Source organism: Lysobacter sp., from assembly GCA_013141175.1.
Lineage (GTDB): Bacteria > Pseudomonadota > Gammaproteobacteria > Xanthomonadales > Xanthomonadaceae > Lysobacter_I.
In genome coordinates this window covers 2510624-2536058 of record JABFRN010000001.1, presented here as the reverse complement: position 1 = coordinate 2536058, position 25435 = coordinate 2510624, and the positions used below count along the sequence as shown (strand labels likewise).

The following is a 25435-nucleotide window of genomic DNA, read 5'->3' as shown; positions in this document are numbered from 1 at the left end:
AACCAACCGAACTGCCAGCCGGGCGCAAGACCCGACGGCAGTCGCCACGCACACTTAACTTTGGGACGGGAGAACGGCATGACAACACGCGTCGCACTGGTCACCGGCGGCACCGGCGGCATCGGCACCGCCATCTGCAAGCGCCTGGCCGACATGGGCCACAAGGTCGCCACCAACTATCGCAACGAAGAAAAAGCGAAGGCCTGGCAGGCCGACCTGAAAGCGCAGGGCTACGACATCGCGCTGGCCAAGGGCGACGTGAGTTCTCCCGAGGAAGCCGAAGCGATGGTGCGCGAGGTGGAACGCCAACTCGGGCCGATCGATATCCTGATCAACAACGCCGGCATCACCCGCGATGGCACCTTCCACCGGATGACCGCGATCCAGTGGCAGGACGTGATCAACACCAATCTCAATTCGGTGTTCAACGTCACCCGCCCGGTGATCGACGGCATGCGCCACCGCAAATGGGGCCGGGTCATCCAGATCAGCTCGATCAACGGCCTCAAGGGCCAATACGGCCAGGCCAACTACGCTGCGGCCAAGGCCGGTATGCACGGCTTCACCATTTCGCTGGCGCGCGAGAACGCCAAACTCGGCGTGACCGTGAACACGATCTCCCCCGGCTACATCGCCACCGACATGGTCATGGCCGTGCCGGAAGACGTCCGCGCCAAGATCGTGGCCGACATTCCCACCGGCCGCCTCGGCACTCCGGAGGAAATCGCCTACGGCGTGGCCTTCCTCGCCGATGAACAGGCGAGCTGGATCACCGGCTCCAATCTGGACATCAACGGCGGCCATCACATGGGCTGGTGAGCCCACGCCAACCCCTCCGGCACATGCGTGCCAGGAGGGGCTGTTGTGCGCTCGGTGTGCGCATGGCGGTTCATGCCCATGGTTGAAAACGTTTTTAACGGGCATTTCCCTTCAGGCCGGAAGCGCCGGAAGGCGGCCCCGGGGCGGCGAGTTGCAAGCCGCCGCCGGCTGCGCCATGCTCGCCGACTGTAGTCCTCTAGAGTAAAGGCTCCATGCCAGCTTCACGGATCATCAAGAAGTATCCGAACCGCCGTCTCTACGACACCAAGATCTCCAGCTACATCACGATCGAGGACGTACGGCAGCTGATCGTGGACGGCGAAGACTTCGAGGTCCGCGACGCCAAGTCCGGAGACGATCTGACCCGTCAAGTGCTGCTGCAGATCATCGCCGAGCACGAGCAGGACGGCGAGCCGATGCTGTCCACGCAGTTGCTCAGCCACATCATCCGTTTCTACGGAGATTCGCTGCAGGGCTTCATGGGCAACTACCTCGAACGCTCGATGCAGATCTTCCTCGACCAGCAGCAACAGTTCCGGCAACAGATGGGCGGCATGATCGGCCAGACGCCCTGGACGATGATGAACCAGCTCACCGAGCGCAATCTCGAGTTGTGGCGCGAGTTCCAGCACAACCTGATCGGCGCGATGGGCCGCAGCGCTTCGACGAAGCCCAAAGAGAAGCCCGCCACCAGCAAGTCGGCGCGCGACGATTGACCCCCGGTGGATCGATGGCGCGGCATCGCCGCGCACGGCGTCGGCTGCGCGCGGCGCGGCCATGAACGTTTTCAAGGAAACAGACCCATGAACAAGCGTGTAGCCGTCGTGACCGGCGGTATCGGCGGGCTCGGCACCGAAATCTGCAAAACGCTCGCCCGCGCGGGTCGCACCGTCGTCGCCGCCGACCTCGGCGCGCGCGCCGAACGCATCGCCGAATTCGAACATGACGTCGCCGGCCTCGACATCCATTTCGAGGCGCTGGACGCCGGCGATTTCGACAGCTGCGCCGCGCTGGCGCGCAAGATCGAAACCGCGCACGGCTCGTTCGACATCCTCGTCAACGCCGCCGGCATCACCCGCGACGGCACCCTGCGCAAGATGGACAAAGTGCAGTGGGATGCGGTGATGAACGTCAATCTCGACAGCGTGTTCAACATGTGCCGGCACGCGGTCGACGGGATGATGGCGCGCGGCTTCGGGCGCATCGTCAACATCAGTTCGGTCAACGGCCAGACCGGCCAGTTCGGGCAGACCAACTATTCCGCCGCGAAAGCCGGCATGCATGGCTTCACGATGGCGCTGGCACGCGAAGTCGCGCGCAAGGGCGTGACCGTGAACTCGGTGTCCCCGGGTTACTGCGAAACCGCGCTGGTGATGGCCATCCCCGAAGACATCCGCGCCGGCATCGTCGAGAAAGTACCGGTGGGCCGCCTCGGCAAACCCTCGGAAATCGCGCGTACCGTGGAATTCCTCACCGCCGACGACGCCGGCTTCATCACCGGCGCGAACATTCCGGTGAATGGCGGGATGTTCATGAGTTTCTGAGTCGGGCGTTTCTCCTCACAAAAAGCGGATCGCAAAGAAATTCGCTTCCGCAAGACATCGAGGCTGCATCATGAATCGTAGAAAACCCACGTCCATTTCGCGAAGCGCGCTATCTCTCGCGGCGCTTGGCGCAGTGTTTTTCAACGCCTCCGCAGCACGAACACCGGATGCGGCGCTCGACCTGGCGTATTCCGATTCTTCCCGGTACGACGAATGGATTGCCTCGCTTCAACAAAGCTGTACCCGCTCGTCCCGAAAATCCGTGCCCGCGCCGACAGCGCTTGCTCGATTCGTGTCGCGCGCTCGCGTCAAATGCGTTGTGAGCGGCCGGACACCAGATGCGTGGGAGCACACGACCACGATCGACATCCGGCCCAAAGCCTTGAACTGGCTCGGCTATCCTGTCGCTGAACTTTCGTACACCCAGACCTACTGGGACCAGGATCATGAAATCACCCTCAGCGGGCAACGCATGCGGTTCAAAGCCACTGCGACCGAGGCATTGTCGCGCGCAGAAAGCTATTGGATATCGAAATCCAACGGCGAAGTCACCAGGCCGATAGCGGGAACGGTCCTGTATGAAGGCGAAGCGATCGTGGAAAAACTGACTTGCGAGAACGGCAACTGCACGTATTCGATCATGTACGGCGTATAGATTCTTCACGCTGGAATCATTCAACATCGCTCACGCAACGAGGCATTCATGATCCGCTTGACTCTACTGATGTGTTCGACACTTCTCTTCGCCGGCCATGCGCAGGCCGCACAGGCGCCTTCGCAGGGTGCCGGAGCCGCAGCGATCCAATCCGGTGATGCCTGCACGGCTTCGCAGACGCTGCCCGACGGCATGCTCTGCTACGAACACGACGACGGTACGATGGCCATTATCAAATGCGCCGAAGCCAGCGGACACGTCGATTACACGATTTGCCGCAGTCACGACCTCGAATCGCTGCAAGGCACATTGGATGCGCGGAAAAAAGCGATCGAGACATGGCTCGATCGACCCGGCGACGACTCTGCGGACTACAAAAGCGCAAAAGCATCGTTCACCAAGGCCCAAAGCGCCTGGGAGACGTTCGCATCCGCAGATTGCGAAGTGGGCATGGCGCTGAATCTCAACGGAAACGGACAAACTCCGGAAATGCTGGATTGCATGGCCCAGCATTACGAATGGCGCATTTCGGAATTCGAAGCCACTATCCGCAAGTACGGTATCGAATAGCGGTCCTGGCCCAGCATCGATCGCGCGACGAAGGTATCGGGGTACTGGGCACCCCCCTCCCAACCTCCCCCTGCGCGATGCGCAAGGGGAGGAGCGAACATCGACATTCTTCACGACGACATCCATCCGGCAGCGACATCATGATCAAGCTCACCCCGCCCAGCACCGCCGCATGGCTCGTCTCGCTGCTGCTGGGCAGCGCCGGTATCGCCGGCAAACTCGGCTATCTCGGCGTCGCCTCACCGAATGCGTTCTGGCTGCTGGCGACCGCATTCGTGCTGCTGCTCTTGTCGACCGTGTTCAAGAGCCTGTAATCCTGACGGCGCTGCTTTTGTAGGAGCGGCTTTAGCCGCGAAGCCCGCAGCGCATCAGCCGCGGAAATTCGCGCAACCCGAAAAATGCAGCAGACAGCGCCATGATTGCGATCGAAGTGATCGCTGAAAAAAAACGGGCTTCGCGGCTAAAGCCGCTCCTACAAAAGCCCGGTCTCCCTGCGTCGGTGCGCGACACGCGCACCCTATCGATGGAATTCGCGGCGGCTTTCCCGCCTCCCGCTACGCGGGAAGCGGGCTACGTGGTGTTGCGCTTCTGCAGGTGCGGTGCGTCAGCGTTTCGTCGCTCTGAACAGCTTGAAACGGTCGTCGACTTTCCTGTGGTAATAGATCGCGCGCTCGTCGACGGAGAATGTGGTTGCTTCAACGAAGCCTTCCAACGCGGCAAGCCGTCGAGCGGGGCCGAACGGCTGCGTGGGGTCTTCGCGTTGCGCCACGTAGATCGCCGGCTGCGCGCCGAGCCCTCTGCGCATGCGCGTGAGCAACAGCGTTCTCCCGTCCGCAGAAATACACGGCGCGTACTCCAGCACATCGGTGTTGACGTTGCCCAGCGCTGCGGCGCTGTCGGGCGAGATGACGAAACCGTCGCCATGCCGATCCGCCACAACGATGTCGGCGGCTTTCGGCCCGAGCACCCACAGCAGATCGAAGCGGCCATCGACCACATACATGCGCTCGCCATCAGGGCTGATGTCGAGATCGAAATTGATGTACATGGACTTTTTTCTGGAGATTCCGCGCACCGGCTCGACGCCGGACAGCGCGCCGTCGCGGAACTCGCCGCGAAAGATCGAATGGAAGGTTTTGTCGTGGTCGCGCAACGACACGAAATAAAACACGCCGTGGCGGTCCATCGTCGCGACCGCGTCCAGCGCGGTCGTATTCGCGCCGCGCACTTCGCCCCGATAGCCGAACCGCAGGTCGTCGATCCGCTCCGCGTAGTGCAGGTTCGTATCGACGGAGGGATGGTTCGAATTGTTGAAGAACAGATAGCGGCCGTCGCGCGCGAGGAACGGCTCCATCGCGTCGCCGTCGTAGCCTTCGATCGTGACCGGCCGCGGGTCGGCGTACAGATACGACACCGGCGCGTCGGGAGCGGCGTCCGTCGCGCAGCCGCCGCAATACACCGAAACCGCGACGATACCGGCCCGGAGAAGCTTCGCCAGCACGCCGGTGCGCCGCACGCTGGCGTTCAATGCCGCGTCGGCATCATTGGCGGCAGAATTTCTGCTTGTATTCCATCGCCTTGGGCATCAGCGCCTGCAGATCGCGGATGCGGGTTTCCGGACTGGGATGCGTGGACGAAAACTCCGCCGGCGCACGGCCGCCGCTGGCCGCGCTCATGCGCTCCCACAGCGGCACCGATTCCTCCGGGTTGAAGCAGGCTGCCGCCGCGAGCATCAAACCGACGGCATCGGCCTGGGTTTCGTGTTTGCGCGCATACGGCAACATGAAGCCGTAACCCATCGCCGCCTGCATCATCTGCTGCGACTGCGGGTCCATGCCGCTCATCGCGCCCGCCATCTGCCCGAGCTGTCCGAGCTTCTGCTGCGACATGCGCTGCGCGCCGTGGCGCAGCAATGCGTGCGCGATTTCGTGGCCCATCACCACCGCCACCGCATCGGCGTTCTGCGCGACCGGAATCAGGCCGGTGTACACCGCCATCTTGCCGCCGGGCAGACAGAACGCATTGGCCTGGTCGGACTGGATCACGTTCACATCCCAGTCGAAGGTTTCCCACACCTTGTTGGGCGTGTTGCCGCTGTCGGCCGCCATCTGCGCTTCGACTTCCGGCACCTTGGCGATCAGGCGCTTGGCGATCTCGCGCACCTGCTGCGCGATCTGCGAATTGGGATCGACCGGTCGTTCCTTCGACAGGATGTCCTCGTAGGCCTGCAGGCCCATCGCCTTTTCCTGATCGATCGAGATGCTGCCGTCGATCAGCACCTTCTCGCCGGTGTACGGATCGACCTGCCGGTTCGACACCCAGTAGTACGCCGCGTAGCCCGCGAACAGCAGCAGGATGATGAAACGCGGATTGATGCCGCGTTTGCGCTGCCCACCGTAGCCCTGCTGTTGCTGGTTGCCGAAAGGATTCTGTCGCATCGTTACTTGCCCTCGCAGGCCTGCGGCCTAAAGTTCTCTGACCACCCGGAACCCGGTCAGCGCATTCGTCGCATCCGCCTCCGCCTGGCTGCGCCACGCCGCGCGGGTCTGCGCGGGCGCGTTGGACCAGGCACCGCCGCGGACCACGCGGGTGCGGCAACCGGGATTCACCCAAGCCTCGCCCTGGGTCGGCGCGCGACGGTAGCCATCATGCCAGCAATCCGCGACCCACTCGCGGACATTGCCTTCGAGATCGTGGATATCGAAGGCGTTGGCGCGGAACCGCGCGACCGGCGCCGGGCCCCAGAAACCATCGCCGTAACCGACGAACGCATTGCCCCAACTGCGGCCCGCAGGCGAGCGGTCGCCGCCGCCGGTGAGGTTGCCGGTGCCGCGCGTGGGCGGGCGGTCGCCCCACGGGTAACGCCCGGGTGCGCCGGCGCGCAGCGCGTATTCGAACTCGGCCTCGCTGGGCAGCCGGTAGCGCTGGCGGCTGGCTTCCGACAACCAGCGCGCGTAGGCCTCGGCATCCTTGGCGCTGACGTGCAGCACCGGCATGTCGTCGGCGGCGGGGCGGCCAAGATGATCGTGTCGCCAGTCCACGCCGCTGCGATGCACGAAGTTGCCGCCGCGCTCGTCGTAGACCATCGAGTGGCCGCGACGCAGCGCGCGCGGACGATAGTCGCTGGCCAGCACGAAACGGCGGAATTGGCCGACCGTCACTTCGGTGCGGGCGATGGCGAAGCCGCGATCGAAACGCACATAGCGCGACGGGCGCTCGGAACCGCTGGCATCGGGCTCGGCATCGCGCGCGCCCATGCGGAAACCGCCGTGCGGCACCACCACCATTTCCGGGCCGCGTCCGCCGCCGTCGAGCGCATCGGTGAACCGCTGGCCGGGGCGCTGCAGGCCGTAGTGGGTGGCCCGATCGATCCGATTGCGCAACTCGGCGGCCTGCGGATCGCCGGGCGCGGCGATGCGCAGGATTTCCGCCAGTCGCTGCCGCGCCCACGGCAGATGATTCGGACGGTTCGGCTGCAGCAACAGGGCCATGCCCTCATCGCGCAGCCGGGCGATGCGCGCGCGCCGGATCGCCTCCACGCGTTCGTGCCCGACATCGAGCGTGCCGATGCCCGGCCGCACCGCCCCCGCTTTCGCGAGCCAGCGTTTGGCGGCATCGAAATCGCCGGTTTCGGCCGCATCCTCCGCGCGCCGGATCAGTCCGCTTTCGACCGCCGCGACGCCCTGCGACGCGCGCGGCTGCCCGGGTTCCAGCGCCAGCGCCTGCTGGAACAAGGGCAACGCGCCCTCGCCCGCTTCGCCGAGGCGACCCTGGGCCAACGCCTGCTCGCCTGCTTCGTTCAATTCCCACAGACGGTCGGCACGGTCGACCTGGACGAGGTGATCCGCGCCGCCCTCCACCCGTTCGATACCGACGCTGCGCATCACCGCACCCACCGCATGCGCGCGGCGCAGCGCCTCCGCATCGTCGCCGGAGGCCGCCAGCGCGTCCTTGCCGGCCTTGGCCAGCCGCGTCAGCGCGCGGGACAGCCCGGTCTTCGCCTTGGCGTCCCCGGGATCGCGCGCCAGCAGCGCGAGATACAGCGGAATCGCGGCCTCGGCATCCTCGTAGAGCCGGCCTTCGGCGAGCGCAGCGGCGGCGCGTTTGCGTGCCGCTGGAACATCGGCATCGGCCAGCACGATCTCCGGGCTGCGCCAGGTCAGGCGTTCGGCGATGGCGTCGTCGCCGCTGACCGTGACCGTGCCGTCGGCCTGGCGCTGCGGGGTCTGGCCGCCCTGTCCGGTCGCCGCCTTGCCGCCGTCGCGATCGCAGGCGCACAGCAGGACCAGCGTCGCGATGACGCCTGCCGCCCATGCCTGTCGTGTCGCGCGCAGCGCCAATCTCCGCTCCGAATGTGGTCTTCGTGTGCGGCCGTCACCTTATCGCATCGTCGGCACTGCACGATGACCCGGACCGCACTCCGGTAGCATAGCGGCCCGCCATTCACGAACCGAGCCCGTGCCGCACTGGATCACCGACCCCGCACCGCTGCATGCCCTCATCGCCGCCGCACCGCCCAGCATCGGCATGGACACCGAGTTCGTCCGCGAGCGCACCTACTGGCCGCAGCTGGCGCTGGTGCAGATCGCGGGCGGCGACGCGCTGCCGGACGACGGCATCCTGCTGGTCGACCCGCTGCTGCCGGGCATGGTCGATGCACTGGCGCAGCTGCTCTCCGATACCCGCATCCTCAAGGTCATGCACAGCGCCAGCGAAGACCTGATCGCGCTGAAGTACTTCTGCAACGCCCTGCCGCAGCCGCTGTTCGACACCCAGATCGCCGCCGCCCTGTGCGGCGTGGGCGCGGGGCTGGGCTATCAGCGCGTACTGCAGGACCTGCTCGGGGTCACGGTCGACAAGGGCGAAACCCGCTCCGACTGGCTGCGCCGGCCGCTGTCGGCGTCGCAGCTGCACTACGCCGCCGACGACGTGCGCCATCTCGACGCCCTGCACCGCACGCTGTGCGAACGCCTCGACGCCCTGCAGCGCACCGCGTGGCTGGAAGAAGACTGCGCACGGATGTTGGCCAACGCCGCGCAGGACGACGGCGAGCGCTGGCCGCACCTGGGCATGCGCTCGGCGCAGTTCCTCGACCGCGACGGCCAGATCCGCCTGCTGCGGCTGCTGCGCTGGCGCGACGCCTACGCCCGCGACCACGACCGCCCACGCACCTGGATTCTCGACAACGAACTGGCGCAATCGCTGGCGCGCACGCCGCCGCGCGACCTGTCCCAACTGCAGTCGATGTTCGACGGCCAACCCAAGGCGCCGCGCAAGCTCGCCGACCAGGTGCTCGACGCCCTGCACACCCCACTGGCCGACGAAAACGACCTGCCCCCCGCACGCGGCGACGACCGCGACCGCAACGCCTACAAGAAACTGCAGCAGGCGGTGGCCGAACGCAGCGCCGAACTGGCGCTGCCCGATGGCGTACTGGCCTCGCGACGCTGGATCGAAGCCCTGCAGGACGGCGAAGACTGGCCCGGCGCCCTCTCCGGCTGGCGCCGCGCCCAACTCGAAACCCGGCTGGCGCCGATCCTCGCCTCGCTGCCGGCCCCGACTGGCGGCGGTTGATCGGCCTCCGTATACTTGCCGCACGTCGAATGGGGCGGTAGCTCAGCTGGGAGAGCGCCACGTTCGCATCGTGGAGGTCAGGGGTTCGATCCCCCTCCGCTCCACCATTCGACGAAAGAAAAAGCCGAAGCGCATGCTTCGGCTTTTTTGTTTGGCTGAACGCCGCCGCCCGCAAGCAATCCCTTCTCCCCGCACAGCGGGGAGAAGGTGGCCGAAGGCCGGATGAGGGGCGCTTTTCGCGCATCAGACCAAAACTCAGGCCGCACGCAGCCACCGATGTCAATCAGATGCATCCTTTTGCGCTGCCAATCGACCGAACCCGCTGCGGCTGGCAAGATGTACGACCAGCAGCACATCAATGCTGTATCGATTGCCGATTGCAGGGTTTCTACCGGCGCAACGATGCTCGCGCCGGCGGCGCATGAGGACTGCAATCGTCAATTGGTTGTCGAAAAGCACAGGACAGACAATGAGCGATCCACAAAGCGATACCCCGTCGGCTGAATCACCGAACCCTGCCGACGCTCGCCGCGCGCAGCTGGCTGCCCTCATCCCTGAAGCCTTCTCTGAAGGCAAGCTCGATCTGGCCGCACTCAAACGTGCGCTGGGCGAAAGCGCTGTCATCGAAGGCGGCGAGCGCTATGGGCTGACCTGGGCAGGCAAGAGCGACGCCTACAAGGTGCTGCAAACGCCATCCACCGCCACGCTGCGGCCCGAGCGCGACAAATCGGTGAACTTCGATCAGGCGCAGCACGTGTTCATCGAAGGCGAGAACCTGGAAGTGCTCAAGGTGCTGCAGAAGGCCTACTTCGGCAAGGTCAAACTCGTCTACATCGATCCGCCCTACAACACCGGCTCCGACAGTTTCATCTATCCGGATCGCTTCCAGGAAAGCAAAGAGGACTACCTCAGGCGCATCAACGATCTGGCCGACGATGGCACCTTGATGCGCGAAGGCTTCTTCCGCAAGAACAGCAGGGAGAGCGGTCACTACCACAGCAACTGGCTGTCGATGATGCTGCCTCGCTTGTATATCGCACGCAATCTGCTGCGCGAGGATGGCGTGATCTTGGTGTCCATCGATGACAACGAGGCTGCCAATCTCAAGTTGCTCATGGATGAGGTCTTCGGCCCCGAGAACTTGATTGCGCAGATGGTCTGGGAAAAGGGACGAAAGAACGACGCCAAACTCGTTTCCGTCGGTCACGAATATCTGCTTATCTACGCGCGCAGCATGATGAAGCTGAAAGAAGAAAACGTGATTTGGCGCGAGCCGAAACCGGGAGCCAAGGAAATTGTTGAACAGTGGCGCGCACTGAAAACCAAACACGGGGATGCCGATTACGAAGCGCAACAGCAGGCGCTCCGTGAATGGTACAGATCGCTCCCCGATTCGCATCCGTCGAAAAAACTGAGCCGCCACAAATGGGTGGACAAGTGGGGGCCATGGCGCGACCGCGACATTTCATGGCCGGGCGGCGGTGGACCACGCTATGACGTTCTGCACCCTGTTACGAAAAAGCCCTGCAAAATCCCCGAACGAGGTTGGATTTACTCAAGTCCCGAAGAGATGCAGCGTCAGATCAGACTTGGACTGGTTGTGTTTCGTGACGACCACTCGGAACCGCCATTCCGCAAAGCCCATCTGATTCCCGTCCCCGATGAACTATCCGACGAACAAGGGACCGATTTCGATGACGAAGAAGTCTCCGATGACGAGATCGGTCTTCAGGTGCTCGGAAGCGTTCTATACAAGCAATCCCAAGTCTCCGTAAAGTATTTGCGAAAACTGATGGGGGGAAAACTGTTCAACAACCCCAAGGACCATGAAGTCCTGGCGCGGCTCATTCGCTATTGCATGGGTGACGATGACAATGGCCTGGTGGTGGATTTTTTTGCCGGTTCCGCAAGTACCGCAGAAGCAGTGCTTGCCTTGAATGCGCGGGAAGGCGGCAATCGGCGTGTGCTGGCCGTACAGATTCCAGAGCCATGCGAGGAGAAAAGCGCAGCGCTGAAAGCCGGATACCCGACCATTGCTGCATTGAGCAGAGAGCGCATCGCGCGTGTCGTTGCGCAACTTGGCGAAGCTTCCGACTTGGTATCTCCCATTCCTGAGGACCTGGGTTTCAAATCTTTTCTGCTGACGCCCTCGAACTTCAAGCAATGGCGCGGCGATGGCATCGACACTGCCGAACAACTGGCCGGTCAGATCCAGATGTTCGCAAAATCAGAGAAACAGGGCGCAGCTCTCGAAGACATGCTGTACGAGCTGCTGCTGAAATTCGGACAGGAATTGACCACATCCATCGAGCCGCTGGACGTCGCGGGCGGCAAGGTGTTCGCCATCCACGACCGCAGCATGCTGTTCGTATTGGAGTCGTTCACCGAGACCATGATCGTGCCGCTGGTGGACATGAAGCCGCGTGAGATCATCGTCATCGACGGTGTGTTCAATGATTCGGACATGCTCAAGACCAATCTGGACTTGCAGTGCCGCGATGCGGGCGTCCGCTTCACCTGTCTGTGAGGTCATGCAGATGACAAACGATCAAGACAGAATATCTGCACGCGCAATAGCGCGCGCGAAGAATCGAACACAGGGATATGCGCGATGAAACTGCAATTCGACGCGCATCAGGAATATCAGCTCGATGCGATCCGCGCCGTGGTGTCCCTGTTCGCAGGGCAACCGGATGCGTCGCAAACCGCTGTGGCGCGGGACGACACGCTGTCCAGTTTGGCGCTGACCGAAATGGGCATTGCCAACCAGCGCGTGATCGACGATGCACAATGGCTTGCCAACCTGCACGTGGTGCAGGCGGCGCACGGCATTGAGGCGTCGAACGCTCTGGCAACGATGGCCTTGGACAACGGTACGCCTATAGGCAGCTTCCCCAACTTCACGGTGGAGATGGAAACCGGCACCGGCAAGACTTACGTCTACCTGCGCACGATTCACGAACTCTCCAAGACCTACGGTTTCAAGAAATTCGTGATTGTGGTGCCATCGGTAGCGATCCGCGAGGGTGTCCTGTCCAGTCTCAAGATCACTCGCGAGCACTTCCAGACGCTCTACGGCTACGAGCGCATGGAGTTCATGGTGTACGACTCGGGCAAGGTGCACCAGCTTCGCAATTTCGCATTGTCCGACGCGATTCAAATTCTGGTCATCAACATCGACGCCTTCGCCAAGGATTCGAGCGAAGCCGGCGATGATACCGCAGGCGGAAAAACCACGAAGAAGGCAAAGGGCAACGTCATCAACCAGATGCGTGAGGCGGGTGTCAGGCCGATCGAGTTCATCCAGGCGTCGAATCCCGTCGTCATTCTGGACGAACCGCAGAATCTGGAAACCGATATTCGCAAACGGGCAATTTCCAGGCTCAATCCGCTGTGCACGCTGCGTTATTCGGCCACGCACCGCAACGCCTACAACCTGATCTATTCGCTCGATCCGGTGCGCGCGTATGAGCTGGGGCTGGTCAAGCAGATCGGCGTGGATTCGGTCGTTGAGCTGCAGGATGCCAACCAGGCGTTCATCGAACTGGACGGGTTCAAAACCGCCAAGCGTAGCGTGTCGGCAAAATTATCGATCTGGATCAATCAAGCCAGCGGCCCGGCAAAGAAATCAGTGGCGGTAAAGAACGGCGACGACCTGTATGCACTGTCCAACCAGCGCGAAATCTATCGCAATGGTTTCATTGTCAACGAGATCGATGCAGGCGAAGGCTTTGTCACCTTCGCCAACGATGTGCGCGTGTCCATCGGTCGCCCGCATGGTGCGTTGACCGACGCGATTCTCCGCTTGCAGATCGAGGCAACGGTGCGCCGCCATTTCGAGAAGGCGAAAAAGCTGCATCCGATGGGCATCAAGGTGCTATCTGTCTTCTTCATCGACCGGGTCGCGAACTATCGGGTGTATGGCGAAGACGGCACCACGTCCAAAGGCAAATTTGCGGAATGGTTCGAGGACATCTATGCGCAATATCAAGGCATGCAAGAGTTCGCAGGTCTGCTGACCGCACATGCACCGGCAGTGCACAACGGCTATTTTTCCCAGGATAAACGAGCGATATCGCCGTTCGAGACGCTGACCGGCAAGACCAATGCGGACGCTGAGGCCGGCGCCTTTGAACTCATCATGCGCGACAAGGAGCGCTTGCTGGGCCTTGATGAGCCGCTGGCTTTCATCTTCAGCCACTCCGCACTGCGCGAGGGATGGGACAACCCGAACGTCTTCCAGATTTGCACGCTGGCCGAATCCAGTTCAGAGATCAAGAAACGGCAGGAGATCGGGCGCGGCCTGCGACTCGCCGTGAATCAACAGGGCGAGCGCGTGCGCGACCCAGCCATCAACCGGCTGACCGTGATCGCCAACGAGAGCTATGAAGACTTCGCCAACCAGTTGCAGACCGAAATGGTCGAGGCGGGTGTGAGATTCAAACGCGAGATGGTGCAGAACGAGCGCGACAAGGTCACTGTTCGCTTGAAGAAAGGCTTCGAGACCGACCCGCAGTTTCTCGCGTTATGGGAGCGCATACGGGCACGCACCCGCTACAGCGTGACCTATCAGACCAGCGAGCTGATTGCCAAGGCCGCCAGTCGTATCAAGTCGAAAATGGCCGCCATCGAGCGCCCGAAGATTGCCCTGATCCGTGCAGAGATCGCCATCAATGCGGATGGGGTGACTGGCAAGCAGACCGGATACCGCACGCGGGCCGTAGAAGCCAAATACGTGATGCCGGATTTCGTCAGCCAAGTACAGGCAAAAACGGGATTGGCGAAGTCGACCGTTGCGCGGATTCTTCTTGAATCAAGTCGCTTGAATGATGCGGTCAACAACCCGCAGGCATTCATCGACCAGGCTTCAGAGATCATCAATGCGGTCAAACGCGAGTTCCTGGTCTATGGCGACGGCTCGGATGACAGCGGGGTGAAGTACGCGAAACTGGACGATGCCGTCTACGAAATGCGTCGCTTTGAGCACGACGATTTAATGGAGGTGTTCGCGTCCAATGTTCGCGCCGTCGAGCAGCAACAGAAGACGCTGTTTTCGCACATCGTCATCGACTCCAATTCGGGGCCGGAGCGCGCCTTTGCGCAAGCATGCGAGGACAATGCCGACGTGCTGTTCTACATCAAGCTACCGCACTGGTTCAAGATCGAAACCCCGGTCGGACCCTACAACCCCGATTGGGCAGTAGCGTACCGCAACGACACAACGCTCTACTTCGTGGCCGAAACCAAGAAGACCGGCGACGGCGATCATGTGCAGTTGGGCCTGCTGAGACCGATTGAAGACCTGCGCATCGAGTGCGGCAAGCGGCACTTCAAGAATTTCGAGCAGGTGCAGTTCAAGGTGGTGAGCACGCTTGAACAGTTGGTGGGCTGATACGTGCGCTTGCAATGGGGCGACCGCTGTTCCAGAAATCGACATCGCAACCGATGGTGGAGCACCTCATGAATGAGTCAGGCCGGCGCGCGCCGCCCGATCAATCTCTGGACTCCGAATCCGCCGCACTCGCTTTTCTGGACAGCGCGCCATGAGCCATGACCTGCAGCCACAGCCCGGAGAATTCCTGCTCTACGACACCGAAGACGGCCGCACCCGCGTGGAATGCCGGTTCGTGGCCGACACGCTGTGGCTGCCGCAGTCCGGCATGGCCGCGCTGTTCCAGACCAGCAAACAGAACATCGCCAAACACCTGAAGGCGATTTTCGCCGAGGGCGAGCTGGCCCCCGATTCAGTTGTCAACCAATGGTTGACAACTGCCGCCGACGGCAAGCAGTACCGGGTAGCCCATTACAGCCTGGACGCCATCCTGGCCGTGGGCTACCGGGTGCGCTCCCCGCGCGGCACCCAATTCCGCCGCTGGGCCACCGAGCGGCTGCGCGAGTATCTGGTCAAGGGCTTCACGCTGGACGATGAGCGCCTGAAGAACCCGCCCGTGCCCGGGTCGGCCGTGCCAGACCGCTTCGACGAGTTGCTGGCGCGTATCCGCGACATCCGCGCCAGCGAACGGCGGATGTACCTGCGGGTGCGCGAGATCTTCGCGATGGCGGCCGATTATTCGCCCACGCTGCCCGAGACGACGAAGTTCTTCCGGTTCATCCAGAACAAGCTGCATTTCGCCGTGACCGGCAAGACAGCCGCCGAACTGATCGCCGAGCGCGCAGACAGCCGCAGCCCGAACATGGGCCTGACCACATGGAAGTCGGGTAGCGTGCAGAAGGCCGATGTGACCGTGGCCAAAAACTATCTGCACGAACCGGAGATCGGCGAACTGAACCGGATCGTGACGATGTGGCTGGATTTCGCAGAGGATCAGGCGCTTCGCCGCAAAGAGGTGTTCCTGACGGATTGGGCCGAAAGACTCGATGCCTTCCTGACGTTCAACGAACGCGCGGTGCTGGACGGCGCGGGCCAGGTAGCGAAGAAGCAGGCGGACGCCCATGCGGAAGAGCAGTACGAGCAGTTCGCCGCCCAGCGCCGGGCGTTGTTGGAAGCAGAGGGCGCAGCATTCAATGTGCGGGCACTGGAAGATGCAGCCAAAACCCTGACCAAGCCAGACAAGCCGAAGACATGAGCGGCTATTGGGCCACCGCTGGTTGCCCAATGTCCTTGAATAAGCCGACAACCTGACAACTTGGACGACCCGCCGCCGCCGGACGTGCTGCAGCAGGAGATCATCGACCATCTGGAAGCTGCATTGGCCGCGTTCCGCGATGTAGCGGCGGGGTTGCCGTCGTCGGTGCAGAAGACGTGACAACGCAGTGACATTGCGCGTTGGTTGCGAAGCGACAATCCGGTTATTTCGTGGTGGCTGTACGAAGAGCGCCCCTCATCCGGCCTTCGGCCACCTTCTCCCCGCGAGGCGGGGAGAAGGGACGGCATTGGGTCTCCGGTTTCCGGGGCGGATGTCGCAGCGGCGGGGTTGTGTCGCGACTTGACCAACCATCCGGTTGGTGGAAGCCGTCGCTCCTACAGGGGCAAGGGCTTCGCGGCTACCGCCGCTCCCGCAGAAGCCAAGGGCATCGCGGCTTGCGCCGCTCCTACAGGAGCCAAAAGCGTCGCGACTTCCGTCGCTCCTACAGGGGCAAGGGCTTCGCGGCTTGCGCCGCTCCTACAAGAGGGCAACGCGAAAAGCCGAAGCTCGCGCTTCGGCTTTTCGTTGTTGCGGCATCGGTTGGGCCGGCAATGCGCCTGCGCGAAGACTCAGAAGTCGTAGCGATAACCGAGGTAGTAGAACAGCGACAGCAGATCTTCCGAACTGGTATCCGCCTCGGTCCTGGTTTTTTCGAGATTGAATTCGGCCTCGAAGCTCAGGTGCTCGGTGCGCCGGTAGGCGAATCTGCCGACCGGGGACAGGCGCTTGGATGTGGAGCCGGCCGCGTTGTCCTGGATGTAGTACTTGATGCCCGGCTCGATGACCCAGGCCTCTCCCACTTTCACGCGCGTCGACAGGCCGAGCAACCAGGCGTTGTAGGCGCGGCTGGTGAGGTAGTTGGTGTTGACGATGAAGACATCGGACGGCGAAAAGACGCCGGTGCCGATCACCTGTGCGCTCAACGTCTTGATGTCGCCGGTCGGCTCGCTCGCCGGCAGGGTCGCGGTGGCGATGGTGCCGGTCACGCTGGAAAGACGATAGTCCGCCGCCACCTGCCATTTCGGCGAGAGCGTCACGGTGACGCCCAGCGACGAAGACCGCGCGATCGGCGTCAGGCCGATGGCCTGCTGCTTGATCTGTTCCTGGGTCATCGTCTGCGACAGCTGTTGCAGGTTGGTTTCGGGCTGGCCGAGCAGCGCATTGGTCATCTGCAGGCTGGGGGAACGACGGTAGTCGTAGAGGAAATTGACGCTGAATTTCCTGCCCCAGCCGAAATTGCCCTGCACCGACGCGACATTGAGCTTCTTGAAGAACACGTCGTAATCGACGAGCCCGAACACCGAGCGGTTGTCGGCGAAGTAACGGAACTCGCCGCCGACCGCACGCCGGTCCAGATCACCGGATGCGTCCTGCTGGATTCCGAAGATACCCAGGCCGATCTTGTCGAAGATATGGTCCGCATCCATCGTCGCGCCGTAGAAGCGCTTGTCGCCGCCAAGACCGGGTTCGATCAGCTTGCCGACTTCCACGCCGCCGCGCACCTTGTCGGTGCCCAGACCGATACTGGCCACCGCGCCGTCGAAACGCCCGAGCACGCCGCCGCTGGTGGCGGTCTGCCGACCGATCCGGGTCGCGAAACGGCTGGTCTCGTGCTTCAGATCGACGTACGCCGAAGACAGGCGATTACGGCTCGGCTGGTCGGGAATGAAACTGTGGCGGAAGGTATCGCGCAGGGTGACGCGGGTATCCCAGGCGCCGCGGCGATGCCGCAGGTTGTAGTTGACGTCGGTGACGATCGACGACTGGTCGGTGGTGCTGAGCGATTGCGTGTCGATCTGGGTCGCGCCGCTGATCGGGTCGGTGGTCGTGAATTCGTCGCGGATCTTCGACTTGCCGCCGTAGTAATACTGCGAGATGCCGCCCCATGTCGAAGTGACCGGCTTCCTCACGCGCGGCTTGTCGCCTGCCGTTGCGACCGGCTCCGGCGGCGCGATGGTGGACAGCGCGGCGATTCTCGCCTTCACGCGCGCCGCGCCCGGCGCGTCCGGGTAGATCTTGAGGTAGAGCTCGTATTCCGCTTGCGCGCGCGCGGTTTCGCCGAGACGCTCACGGGCGAACCCGATCAACTCCTGGGCGTCCTGCGAATATGCGCCCGGCGGCATGTTCAACAGCTTGTTGAGCTCGGCGATCGCGCCCTCGTAATCCTCGCGCTGCACCGCGTCGCGGGCGGTCGTGAGGAGCAGCGCCTGCGCCTGGTCGGATTCGGTCAGCGGCGTCGACACGACCGTCGCGGGTGGTATCGCCGAAGGCGGCAAGGTTGGCGCGCCGCGTTCTTCCTTTTTCGGCGGCGGCGTTTCCTCGGCGACGACCGGCCGCTTCATCGTGAGAACGAAACTCTGTTCGTCGATGCCGGGGCCTGCCTGCACGCCCTGCACCGGCGATTTGAAGGAGATTTCGAGGCGTTTTTCGGTCGGCTGATTGGCTTCGCTGAAATAACGCATCTGGAACGGAGGCGACAGGCCGGAATCGTCCCATTTCCGCGATTCTTCGAACACCGATCTGCCGTCGCCGGTCAGGCCTGCGATTTCGAAATAGATCGTGACCAGATCGTTGGTCGAAGAAACGACGGCGCGCTTGAACCTGACCTTCGCGTTGAACTGCACCGTGATCTGGGTCGCATCGGTCTGGTACTTGACCACCGAAACATCGTCGAAGATCTGCGCCATCGCCGATGGCGAAACTACGGCGATGGCGATCGCGGCCGAAAGGCAGGCAAGGCGGATTCTGAACTGGCGTTCGATCATCTGAAAATAGGTCTCTGCAGGGGAACAGTCAAAAAATCAGTCGAAGCTGCCGTCTGTGGCGCGATGCTGCCCGGTTCTTGTCTTCTTGATCGTGGAGAAGGTCGCATCCGTGTACTCGTGGCAGGCACCCGAGCAATCCTGCAGCTCCTGCACCGTGTACAGGATCTTCGGAGTGCTCACCTTCTTGTGTTCGCCCGGCTCGTATTCATTGGCATGGCAACCCGCGCAATTCGGACGATACGCAGCGAACTTCCAAGTGATGACCTCATTGTTCGTCGTATGGCAGGACGAGCAGGACATGCCGGCCTGGTGCTGGCGGTAACCCGCAGACACATGCGAGTAGGCCGTTACCGGCTCCCATGCGGTCGTGCGGTGACAGGCATCGCAGGACTTGGTCGTCACGAAGTGGTTCGACGGTTTGCCCGTTGCCGACGTGCCGTTGTGGCAGGTCGCGCAGCTGCCCGCCGTCACGTTGCTGTGACTGAAGGTCGCCGGCAGCCATGCGGTCGTGCGGTGACAGGCATCGCAGGACTGCGTCGTCGGCAGATGGTTCGAGGGCTTGCCGGTCGCGGTCGTGCCGTTGTGACAGGTCGCGCAGCTGCCCGCCGTCACGTTGCTGTGATTGAACGTCGCCGGCAACCACGCGGTGGTGCGGTGGCAGGCGTCGCAGGACTGCGTCGTCGGCAGATGGTTCGAGGGCTTGCCGGTCGCGGCCGAGCCGTTGTGGCAGGTCGCGCAGCTGCCCGCCGCAACGCCGCTGTGATTGAACGTCGCCGGCAACCATGCGGTGGTGCGATGGCAGGCGTCGCAGGACTGCGTCGTCGGGATGTGGTTCGACGGTTTGCCGGTCGCGGTCGTGCCGTTGTGACAGGTCGCGCAGCTGCCGGCGGTGACGCCGCTGTGGTTGAACGTCGCCGGCAACCACGCGGTCGTGCGGTGGCACACGTCGCAGGACTGCGTCGTCGGCACATGGTTGGACGGCTTGCCGGTCGCGGCCGAACCGTTGTGGCACGTCGCGCAGCTGCCCGCCGCAACGCCGCTGTGGTTGAACGTCGCCGGCAACCAGGCCGTGGTGCGATGGCAGGCGTCGCAGGACTGCGTCGTCGGGATGTGGTTCGACGGCTTGCCGGTCGCGGTCGTGCCGTTGTGACACGTCGAGCAACTACCGGCAGTCACGCCGCTGTGGTTGAACGTGGCGGGCAACCATGCGGTCGTGCGGTGGCACACGTCGCAGGACTGCGTCGTCGGCAGATGGTTCGAGGGCTTGCCGGTCGCGGTCGAGCCGTTGTGGCAGGTCGAACAGCTGCCGGCGGTGACGCCGCTGTGGTTGAACGTGGCAGGCGTCCATGCGGTCGTGCGATGACAGGCATCGCAGGACTGCGTCGTCGGCACATGGTTCGACGGTTTGCCGGTCGCGGTCGAGCCGTTGTGGCAGGTCGCGCAGCTGCCCGCCGTCACATTGCTGTGATTGAACGTGGCAGGCGTCCATGCCGTCGTCTTATGACAGGCATCGCAGGACTGCGTCGTCGGCAAGTGGTTCGACGGCTTGCCTGTCGCCTTGCTGCCGTTGTGGCAGGTCGCGCAGCTGCCGGCGGTCACGCCGCTGTGGTTGAACGTTGCCGGCAACCACGCGGTGGTGCGATGGCACGCATCGCAGGACTGCGTCGTCGCCACATGGTTCGATGGCTTGCCCGTCGCCTTGCTGCCGTTGTGGCAGGTCGAACAACTGCCGGCGGCCACGCCGCTGTGGTTGAACGTTGCCGGCAACCACGCGGTGGTCTTGTGGCAGGCGTCGCAGGACTGCGTCGTCGGGATGTGGTTCGAGGGCTTGCCGGTCGACTTGCTGCCGTTGTGGCAGGTCGAACAGCTGCCCGCTGCGACACCGCTGTGCTTGAACGTCGCCGGGAGCCACGCCGTCGTGCGATGGCAGGCATCGCAGGATTCTGTCGTCGCCACGTGGTTCGAGGGCTTGCCGGTCGCTTTGCTGCCGTTGTGGCAGGTCGAGCAGCTGCCTGCAGCGACACCATTGTGATCGAACTTCGCGGGCAGCCAGGCCGTTGTACGGTGACACGCACTGCAGATCTGGACCGTCTGCATATGATCCGAGGTCTTGCCTGTCGCGACCATGCCATTGTGACAGCTTCCGCACCGCTGCCCTTCGACAGACGCGTGGTTGAACGTTGCGGGCACCCACGCGCTGGTGCGATGGCAGGATTCGCAGCCTCCGGTGACCGGAATATGTGCGGCAGGCAATCGGCTCGCATCCGGCAGACGGCTGGCGGTGCCGTGGCAACTCACGCAGTCCTTCGGTGTTCCTTGCAGGATGCCGCGATCGTGGCAGCTTTCGCATCTCGCATTGCGATGCGCGCCGGTGAGCGGAAAACCTGTCCTTGCGTGATCGAAATTGGCTGGCGACTGGATTTGCGCCGCACTGGCCACCGGCATCGTGAAAGCGAACGACATCAACAGCAGCGCACAGGCGAGCCATGCGCGGCGTATCGAGTGGTGCACGATGATCGGTAATTTCGGCATGTGCATGCGGTCTCAGCGTGAGTTGGGCAGGATGTCTTTGAACGAGGTGCTGGAGTGGCATCTTTCGCATCGGTTGCCGAACGCACCGTTATGGATGTCGTCCCCGCTGTGGCAGCTTCCGCAAGCTAGTGGCAAAGCTATATCGTCTTTGCGCGCCGTCTTGTGACAATTATCGCACTTCAAACTTTCATGCGCACCTATCAGCGGGAAATGAGTCTGTTTCGCATGATCGAACTCCCATAGCGACCAACTGCGTGCGTTATGGCACGTCTCGCACTTCTGTCCGAGCTTTCCGGAATGCGAATCATTCTTGACGTGACAAGCAACGCATGCCTTCGGTGCGCCTTGATACAACTTGTCGGTGTGGCAACCCTTGCACTCGGTCACCTGATGCCGGCCCAGCAGCGGGAATGCGGTGCGATTGTGGTCGACGACCACCTTGGTCCAGCTGTCCGCGACATGGCAGCGCGCGCAGTCACGACCGAGTTTTCCTTGATGCGGATCCTTCTCGGCATGACAGGACACGCATTGCATGTCCAGTTTCTCGCGATGCGCATCGTTCTTGTGGCAACTCTTGCAAGTCAGCGGGCGATGACCGCCGAGCAGCGGGAAACGCGTCGCTTTCGCGTGATCGAAACTGATCTGCTTCCATGATGCCGCGTTGTGGCACGACTGGCATTCCGCGCCATTGCGCCCCTTGTGCGGATCGTCTTTCTTGTGGCAATCGTTGCAGGCGCTGGCGATACCGCGGAACAGCTTCGGCCCTTTGTGGCAGCCGAGGCATGCGGCATCACGATGCTTGCCGAACAGCGGGAAGCGGGTCTTGGCATGATCGAAACCCTGCGAAGGCTTCCATGCGCGCGGTTGGTGGCAGTCCTTGCAGTCGGTGCCCAGGGTACCGGCATGGACATCCTTCGCCTTGTGGCAGGCCACGCATTCGGTCGGCGCGCCACGGAAGACATTGGCCTGGCGATGACAGCCCGAACATTCGGTCAACGCATGTCGACCCAACAGCGGGAACCGGGTCTTGCTGTGATCGAACTTCGTCTCCTTCCATGCGTTCTCGGTATGGCAATTGGCGCATGCGGTGCCCATCGACCCCTTGTGCGAGTCGTCCTTGCGATGGCACGCGATGCATTCAGTGCCCAGCTTGAGTTCGGCCGGCGGGCGCGTATGGCATGCGGCGCACTTGGCGACGGCGTGCTTGCCTCGCAATGCGAAATCGGTCTTGTTGTGATCGAAACTGCTCTTCTTCCAGTCGACGGGGCCGTGGCATTTCGCGCAATCCCGGCCCAGGGTCCCTTTGTGCGTATCGTCGTCCTTATGACAGCCGATGCAGGTGGAAGGCGCGTCGCGGTACTTCGCTGCAGGCGGATGGCAACTGTCGCAGGTCACCGTCTTGTGCGCGCCCAGCAATTCGTAATCGGTCAGGTTGTGCCGGAACGTTTTCTTGTCGAAGCTGGCGATCTGCGCATTCCTGCCTTTGTGGTCGGTATGGCAGGTGCGGCACGCCTTCGCGGCGCCGCGTCCATGGAAACCGCGCTTGGCACGGATGTCGGCAGCGACATCCTTGTGGCAGGCCATGCACAGCGCGGGCTGCGCTTCCTTGTCGAACGATCGATGGCACGCCGCGCAGGTCGATTCCGTTTTCGCGTGCCCACGGATGACCTGACCCGGCATCAGCACGGTCTCGATATCGGTGCCCCTCGCCTGCGAGGACAGCAGGCACGCCGACGCTGCGCAGAGCATCGCGAACAGCAGGACGATTTTTCGAAAAAAAAGCATCCGGATTCAGTACATGTGGACTGCGATGATGTGCGCGATCACGCTGAGGACCAGCAGCAACACCAAGGGCACATGCAGCACATGCCAGAGCGAGAACAGGCGTTCGTAGGGCAGGAACTGCGCCGACCGTTGCACGGCCCGGATGCAGTCGGCTGCGATATCGATCGCCTCCTGCGACGCATACGGTTGTCCTGCCCTCGGGTCCCGGCCATTCGCGACCAGTCGCGACTGCGCGCGGCGGGCACTGAACCCGAGCGATGCGAGCGCCAGCGGACGTTTCCAGCCATGGCTTTCGACCACGACGGATTTGCGCATGAACGTTTCCAGCGCGGCGCGCACATCCTCGGCGCCTTCGACACGCAGGCGTTCCTTCGTTTTTCCCAATTTCGTCGCGGCTTCGGTGCGCACTTCCGACAACGTCAGCTGCCGACCGTAGAGGCCTTGATGGAGGTGACGGTAAAGATAGCGACCGAGGAATCCACTGCTGGCGACCACGACCATGCACCAGAACGCGATCGCCGCATTGGTCGACCGCCATTGCAGCGTGCAATGCAGCAGGATCAATGTCGGACCCGCAACGCCCAACACCATGTGCAGCGAAAACCATTTGCTGACGCGACCCGCGGACGACAACCAGCCCAGGCGCTTGCGCAGCGGGTAGCCGAGCAGCGCCAGCATCATCAAGCCACCGGCAAGGCCGAGGTTGTAGCCGACATCATCGCCCGGCTTGTACAGGCCTGAACGCGCGACCAGGTAGATCGCAGCGGCAAGAATGATGAACAGCAGCCAGGGAATGATGCGATGGAGCGAGGTTCCCGCGCCCTCCTTGGAAGAACGATTCGCATTCGCATGCCTTGCGGGCGTCGCGTCCACGGCGATTGCTTTCGCGGCATCGCGCAGCTGTTCGCGGACCGGTTGCGGCTCGGCCGTGGAACGCAAACTGGATTCAGGACTCGACATGCATCTCCATGAGACGATCTTCGTGGTTTCGATTATGCGACGACATCACGGTTCATTCGCGTGAGCGCGTTCACAATAAGCGATGGCGCTTTTTAACTCACGCTTTTTTATTGCGAAACGAAACCGCATAGCGGACAAAGCATCCTCACCGTAAGCGAACTGCCCGCGAGAGCACTATTTGATAATGACTACCAATTTCGTTTACCTGCTCTATGTCGTACCCGTGCTGATCGCCGTTGTCTACTATTTCCGCCGTCGTCACCATGTCGAAACCGAGCACGCCAAGGTGCTGGGCGAGTCCATCGCATCGGGCCTGACCGAGCCGCCATCGCTGCATCCGGTGATCGACACCGAGCGCTGCATCGGTTCCGGTTCGTGCGTTCGCGCTTGCCCCGAGGGCGCGATCGGCATCATCGCCGGCAAGGCGGTCCTCACCAATCCCAGCGCCTGCATCGGCCATGGCGCCTGTCACGCCTCCTGTCCTGTCGATGGCATCACGCTGGTGTTCGGCACCGAGCGTCGCGGCGTCGATATCCCCGACGTGCAGCCGAACTTCGAATCGAATGTGCCCGGCGTTTTCATCGCTGGCGAACTGGGCGGCATGGGCCTCATCCGCAAAGCCGCCGAGCAGGGCCGCCAGGCGATGGATGCGATCGAGAAAATCAAGGCCGGCCGTGCGGAATACGACGTGGTGATCGTCGGCTCGGGTCCCGCCGGCATTTCCGCAGGGCTCAGCGCGATCGAAAAAAAGCTCAAATACGTGATCCTGGAACAGGAACACTCGCTGGGCGGCTCGATTTTCCACTATCCGCGCAACAAGGTGGCGATGACCGCGCCGGTCAATCTGGCGATGATCGGCAAGATGCGGTTCACGGAAGTGAGCAAGGAGAAACTGCTGGAATTCTGGCAGAACGTGGTCGTCAAGACCCAGCTCAAGATCAACTATTCCGAGCAGATGGAAGGGATCGAACGCGAAGGCGATACCTTCGTGGTCCACAGCGCGACGAAGCGCTATCACACCCGCGCCGTACTGTTGGCGATCGGGCGGCGCGGCAGCCCGCGGATGCTGCAGGTGCCGGGCGAGGAACTGCCGAAAGTCGCTTATCGCCTCGCGGACCCCGAGCGCTTCACCGGCCAGAAGGTCCTGGTCGTCGGTGGCGGCGACAGCGCCGTGGAAGCTGCGGTCGCGTGCTCGGATTACGCGAGAAGCGTCCACCTCAGCTATCGCGGCGAAGCGCTCAACCGCGTCAAGGTCAAGAACCGCGACCGGCTTGAACGCCTGCGCCAGACCGGCAAGGTGGACGTCGTCTTCTCGTCTGAAATCATCGAGATCCACCCGGAAAACGTCATCCTGTCGGTTCACGGAGAACTGCAGGACATCGCCAACGACGCGGTCATCGTCTCGATCGGCGGCGTGCTGCCGACCGATCTGCTGAAGAACATCGGGATCCGTTTCGAGACGAAATTCGGCGAGAAGCTCTAGCGGGTTGTGGATGGACAACCCGCTGGCGCAGCCTTGAGGACGGCTGCGGCGACGCGCGCGCCTGCGATCGTTTCGTCGTGAGCGTGTCCGGATGCATTCGG

19 protein-coding genes and 1 tRNA gene are annotated in these 25435 nt (G+C 62.7%); 12 read left to right on the top strand and 8 right to left on the bottom strand.

Annotation, left to right across the window (positions count from 1 at the left end):
• Positions 1 to 78: 78 nt before the first annotated feature.
• The 6 genes from HOP03_11120 (at position 79) to HOP03_11095 (ending at position 3902) form a co-directional block, all read left to right on the top strand.
• Positions 79 to 819 (top strand): beta-ketoacyl-ACP reductase, encoded by a 741-nt coding sequence (locus tag HOP03_11120; GenBank protein ID NOT88722.1) that lies wholly within the window; start codon positions 79 to 81, stop codon positions 817 to 819.
• Between the two features lie 212 nt (positions 820 to 1031).
• Positions 1032 to 1535: a polyhydroxyalkanoate synthesis repressor PhaR gene (gene phaR / locus HOP03_11115; protein ID NOT88721.1), complete on the top strand. Its 504-nt coding sequence runs from the start codon at positions 1032 to 1034 to the stop codon at positions 1533 to 1535.
• An 87-nt stretch (positions 1536 to 1622) separates the two neighbouring features.
• The gene (gene phbB, locus HOP03_11110) at positions 1623 to 2363 is read left to right on the top strand and encodes an acetoacetyl-CoA reductase (protein NOT88720.1); all 741 of its coding nucleotides are present in this window, start codon (positions 1623 to 1625) and stop codon (positions 2361 to 2363) included.
• Between the two features lie 70 nt (positions 2364 to 2433).
• Positions 2434 to 3018: a hypothetical protein gene (locus HOP03_11105; protein NOT88719.1), complete on the top strand. Its 585-nt coding sequence runs from the start codon at positions 2434 to 2436 to the stop codon at positions 3016 to 3018.
• A 48-nt stretch (positions 3019 to 3066) separates the two neighbouring features.
• A complete protein-coding gene (locus HOP03_11100) occupies positions 3067 to 3588 on the top strand; it encodes a DUF1311 domain-containing protein (protein NOT88718.1) in 522 nt (173 codons plus the stop codon).
• A gap of 140 nt (positions 3589 to 3728) precedes the next feature.
• A complete protein-coding gene (locus HOP03_11095) occupies positions 3729 to 3902 on the top strand; it encodes a hypothetical protein (protein NOT88717.1) in 174 nt (57 codons plus the stop codon).
• A 290-nt stretch (positions 3903 to 4192) separates the two neighbouring features.
• Here HOP03_11095 and HOP03_11090 read toward each other — a convergent pair whose 3' ends face one another.
• Genes HOP03_11090 through HOP03_11080 form a run of 3 tightly spaced genes read right to left on the bottom strand, consistent with a single transcriptional unit; the run spans position 4193 to position 7922 of the window.
• The gene (locus HOP03_11090) at positions 4193 to 5116 is read right to left on the bottom strand and encodes a hypothetical protein (GenBank protein ID NOT88716.1); all 924 of its coding nucleotides are present in this window, start codon (positions 5114 to 5116) and stop codon (positions 4193 to 4195) included.
• 13 nt (positions 5117 to 5129) lie between these two features.
• Positions 5130 to 6026 carry a M48 family metallopeptidase gene (locus HOP03_11085; GenBank protein NOT88715.1) on the bottom strand — a complete coding sequence of 299 codons (897 nt, stop codon included), beginning with the start codon at positions 6024 to 6026 and terminating at the stop codon, positions 5130 to 5132.
• Positions 6027 to 6053: 27 nt separating this feature from the next.
• The gene (locus tag HOP03_11080; protein ID NOT88714.1) at positions 6054 to 7922 is read right to left on the bottom strand and encodes an SUMF1/EgtB/PvdO family nonheme iron enzyme; all 1869 of its coding nucleotides are present in this window, start codon (positions 7920 to 7922) and stop codon (positions 6054 to 6056) included.
• Between the two features lie 124 nt (positions 7923 to 8046).
• Here HOP03_11080 and rnd point away from each other — a divergent pair, with 124 nt between their 5' ends.
• A complete protein-coding gene (gene rnd, locus HOP03_11075; protein NOT88713.1) occupies positions 8047 to 9162 on the top strand; it encodes a ribonuclease D in 1116 nt (371 codons plus the stop codon).
• A gap of 31 nt (positions 9163 to 9193) precedes the next feature.
• Positions 9194 to 9269 (top strand) — tRNA-Ala (locus HOP03_11070).
• Here HOP03_11070 and HOP03_11065 read toward each other — a convergent pair.
• Positions 9240 to 9596 carry a hypothetical protein gene (locus tag HOP03_11065; GenBank protein NOT88712.1) on the bottom strand — a complete coding sequence of 119 codons (357 nt, stop codon included), beginning with the start codon at positions 9594 to 9596 and terminating at the stop codon, positions 9240 to 9242. The genes HOP03_11070 and HOP03_11065 overlap by 30 nt on opposite strands.
• 35 nt (positions 9597 to 9631) lie before the next feature.
• Between HOP03_11065 and HOP03_11060 the strand changes: the two genes are divergently transcribed.
• From HOP03_11060 to HOP03_11050, 3 genes are all read left to right on the top strand, one after another.
• The gene (locus tag HOP03_11060; GenBank protein NOT88711.1) at positions 9632 to 11689 is read left to right on the top strand and encodes a site-specific DNA-methyltransferase; all 2058 of its coding nucleotides are present in this window, start codon (positions 9632 to 9634) and stop codon (positions 11687 to 11689) included.
• An 84-nt stretch (positions 11690 to 11773) separates the two neighbouring features.
• Complete coding sequence (locus tag HOP03_11055; protein NOT88710.1) at positions 11774 to 14554, top strand: DEAD/DEAH box helicase family protein; 2781 nt, start codon at positions 11774 to 11776, stop codon at positions 14552 to 14554.
• Positions 14555 to 14705: 151 nt separating this feature from the next.
• Positions 14706 to 15749 carry a virulence RhuM family protein gene (locus tag HOP03_11050; GenBank protein ID NOT88709.1) on the top strand — a complete coding sequence of 348 codons (1044 nt, stop codon included), beginning with the start codon at positions 14706 to 14708 and terminating at the stop codon, positions 15747 to 15749.
• Positions 15750 to 16378: 629 nt separating this feature from the next.
• Here HOP03_11050 and HOP03_11045 read toward each other — a convergent pair.
• Genes HOP03_11045 through HOP03_11030 form a run of 4 tightly spaced genes read right to left on the bottom strand, consistent with a single transcriptional unit; the run spans position 16379 to position 23851 of the window.
• Positions 16379 to 18574: a hypothetical protein gene (locus tag HOP03_11045; GenBank protein NOT88708.1), complete on the bottom strand. Its 2196-nt coding sequence runs from the start codon at positions 18572 to 18574 to the stop codon at positions 16379 to 16381.
• Positions 18575 to 18610: 36 nt separating this feature from the next.
• Entirely contained in the window at positions 18611 to 21112 is a 2502-nt protein-coding gene (locus HOP03_11040; protein NOT88707.1) for a cytochrome C, read from the bottom strand.
• Positions 21113 to 21118: 6 nt separating this feature from the next.
• Entirely contained in the window at positions 21119 to 22891 is a 1773-nt protein-coding gene (locus HOP03_11035; protein NOT88706.1) for a cytochrome C, read from the bottom strand.
• Between the two features lie 6 nt (positions 22892 to 22897).
• Positions 22898 to 23851 carry a hypothetical protein gene (locus HOP03_11030; protein NOT88705.1) on the bottom strand — a complete coding sequence of 318 codons (954 nt, stop codon included), beginning with the start codon at positions 23849 to 23851 and terminating at the stop codon, positions 22898 to 22900.
• A gap of 184 nt (positions 23852 to 24035) precedes the next feature.
• On the opposite strand from HOP03_11030, the gene HOP03_11025 reads away from it, so the two are divergent.
• A complete protein-coding gene (locus HOP03_11025; GenBank protein ID NOT88704.1) occupies positions 24036 to 25334 on the top strand; it encodes an NAD(P)-binding domain-containing protein in 1299 nt (432 codons plus the stop codon).
• Positions 25335 to 25435 lie beyond the last annotated feature (101 nt).

Coding starts and splice junctions, on each gene's coding strand:
- HOP03_11035 (NOT88706.1), bottom strand. CDS start 22,891: ATGCTTTTTTTTCGAAAAATCGTCCTGCTGTTCGCGATGCTCTGCGCA.
- HOP03_11095 (NOT88717.1), top strand. CDS start 3,729: ATGATCAAGCTCACCCCGCCCAGCACCGCCGCATGGCTCGTCTCGCTG.
- HOP03_11025 (NOT88704.1), top strand. CDS start 24,036: ATGACTACCAATTTCGTTTACCTGCTCTATGTCGTACCCGTGCTGATC.
- HOP03_11060 (NOT88711.1), top strand. CDS start 9,632: ATGAGCGATCCACAAAGCGATACCCCGTCGGCTGAATCACCGAACCCT.
- HOP03_11050 (NOT88709.1), top strand. CDS start 14,706: ATGAGCCATGACCTGCAGCCACAGCCCGGAGAATTCCTGCTCTACGAC.
- HOP03_11030 (NOT88705.1), bottom strand. CDS start 23,851: ATGTCGAGTCCTGAATCCAGTTTGCGTTCCACGGCCGAGCCGCAACCG.
- HOP03_11040 (NOT88707.1), bottom strand. CDS start 21,112: ATGCACATGCCGAAATTACCGATCATCGTGCACCACTCGATACGCCGC.
- HOP03_11105 (NOT88719.1), top strand. CDS start 2,434: ATGAATCGTAGAAAACCCACGTCCATTTCGCGAAGCGCGCTATCTCTC.
- HOP03_11085 (NOT88715.1), bottom strand. CDS start 6,026: ATGCGACAGAATCCTTTCGGCAACCAGCAACAGCAGGGCTACGGTGGG.
- HOP03_11045 (NOT88708.1), bottom strand. CDS start 18,574: ATGATCGAACGCCAGTTCAGAATCCGCCTTGCCTGCCTTTCGGCCGCG.
- HOP03_11120 (NOT88722.1), top strand. CDS start 79: ATGACAACACGCGTCGCACTGGTCACCGGCGGCACCGGCGGCATCGGC.
- HOP03_11055 (NOT88710.1), top strand. CDS start 11,774: ATGAAACTGCAATTCGACGCGCATCAGGAATATCAGCTCGATGCGATC.
- phbB (NOT88720.1), top strand. CDS start 1,623: ATGAACAAGCGTGTAGCCGTCGTGACCGGCGGTATCGGCGGGCTCGGC.
- phaR (NOT88721.1), top strand. CDS start 1,032: ATGCCAGCTTCACGGATCATCAAGAAGTATCCGAACCGCCGTCTCTAC.
- HOP03_11100 (NOT88718.1), top strand. CDS start 3,067: ATGATCCGCTTGACTCTACTGATGTGTTCGACACTTCTCTTCGCCGGC.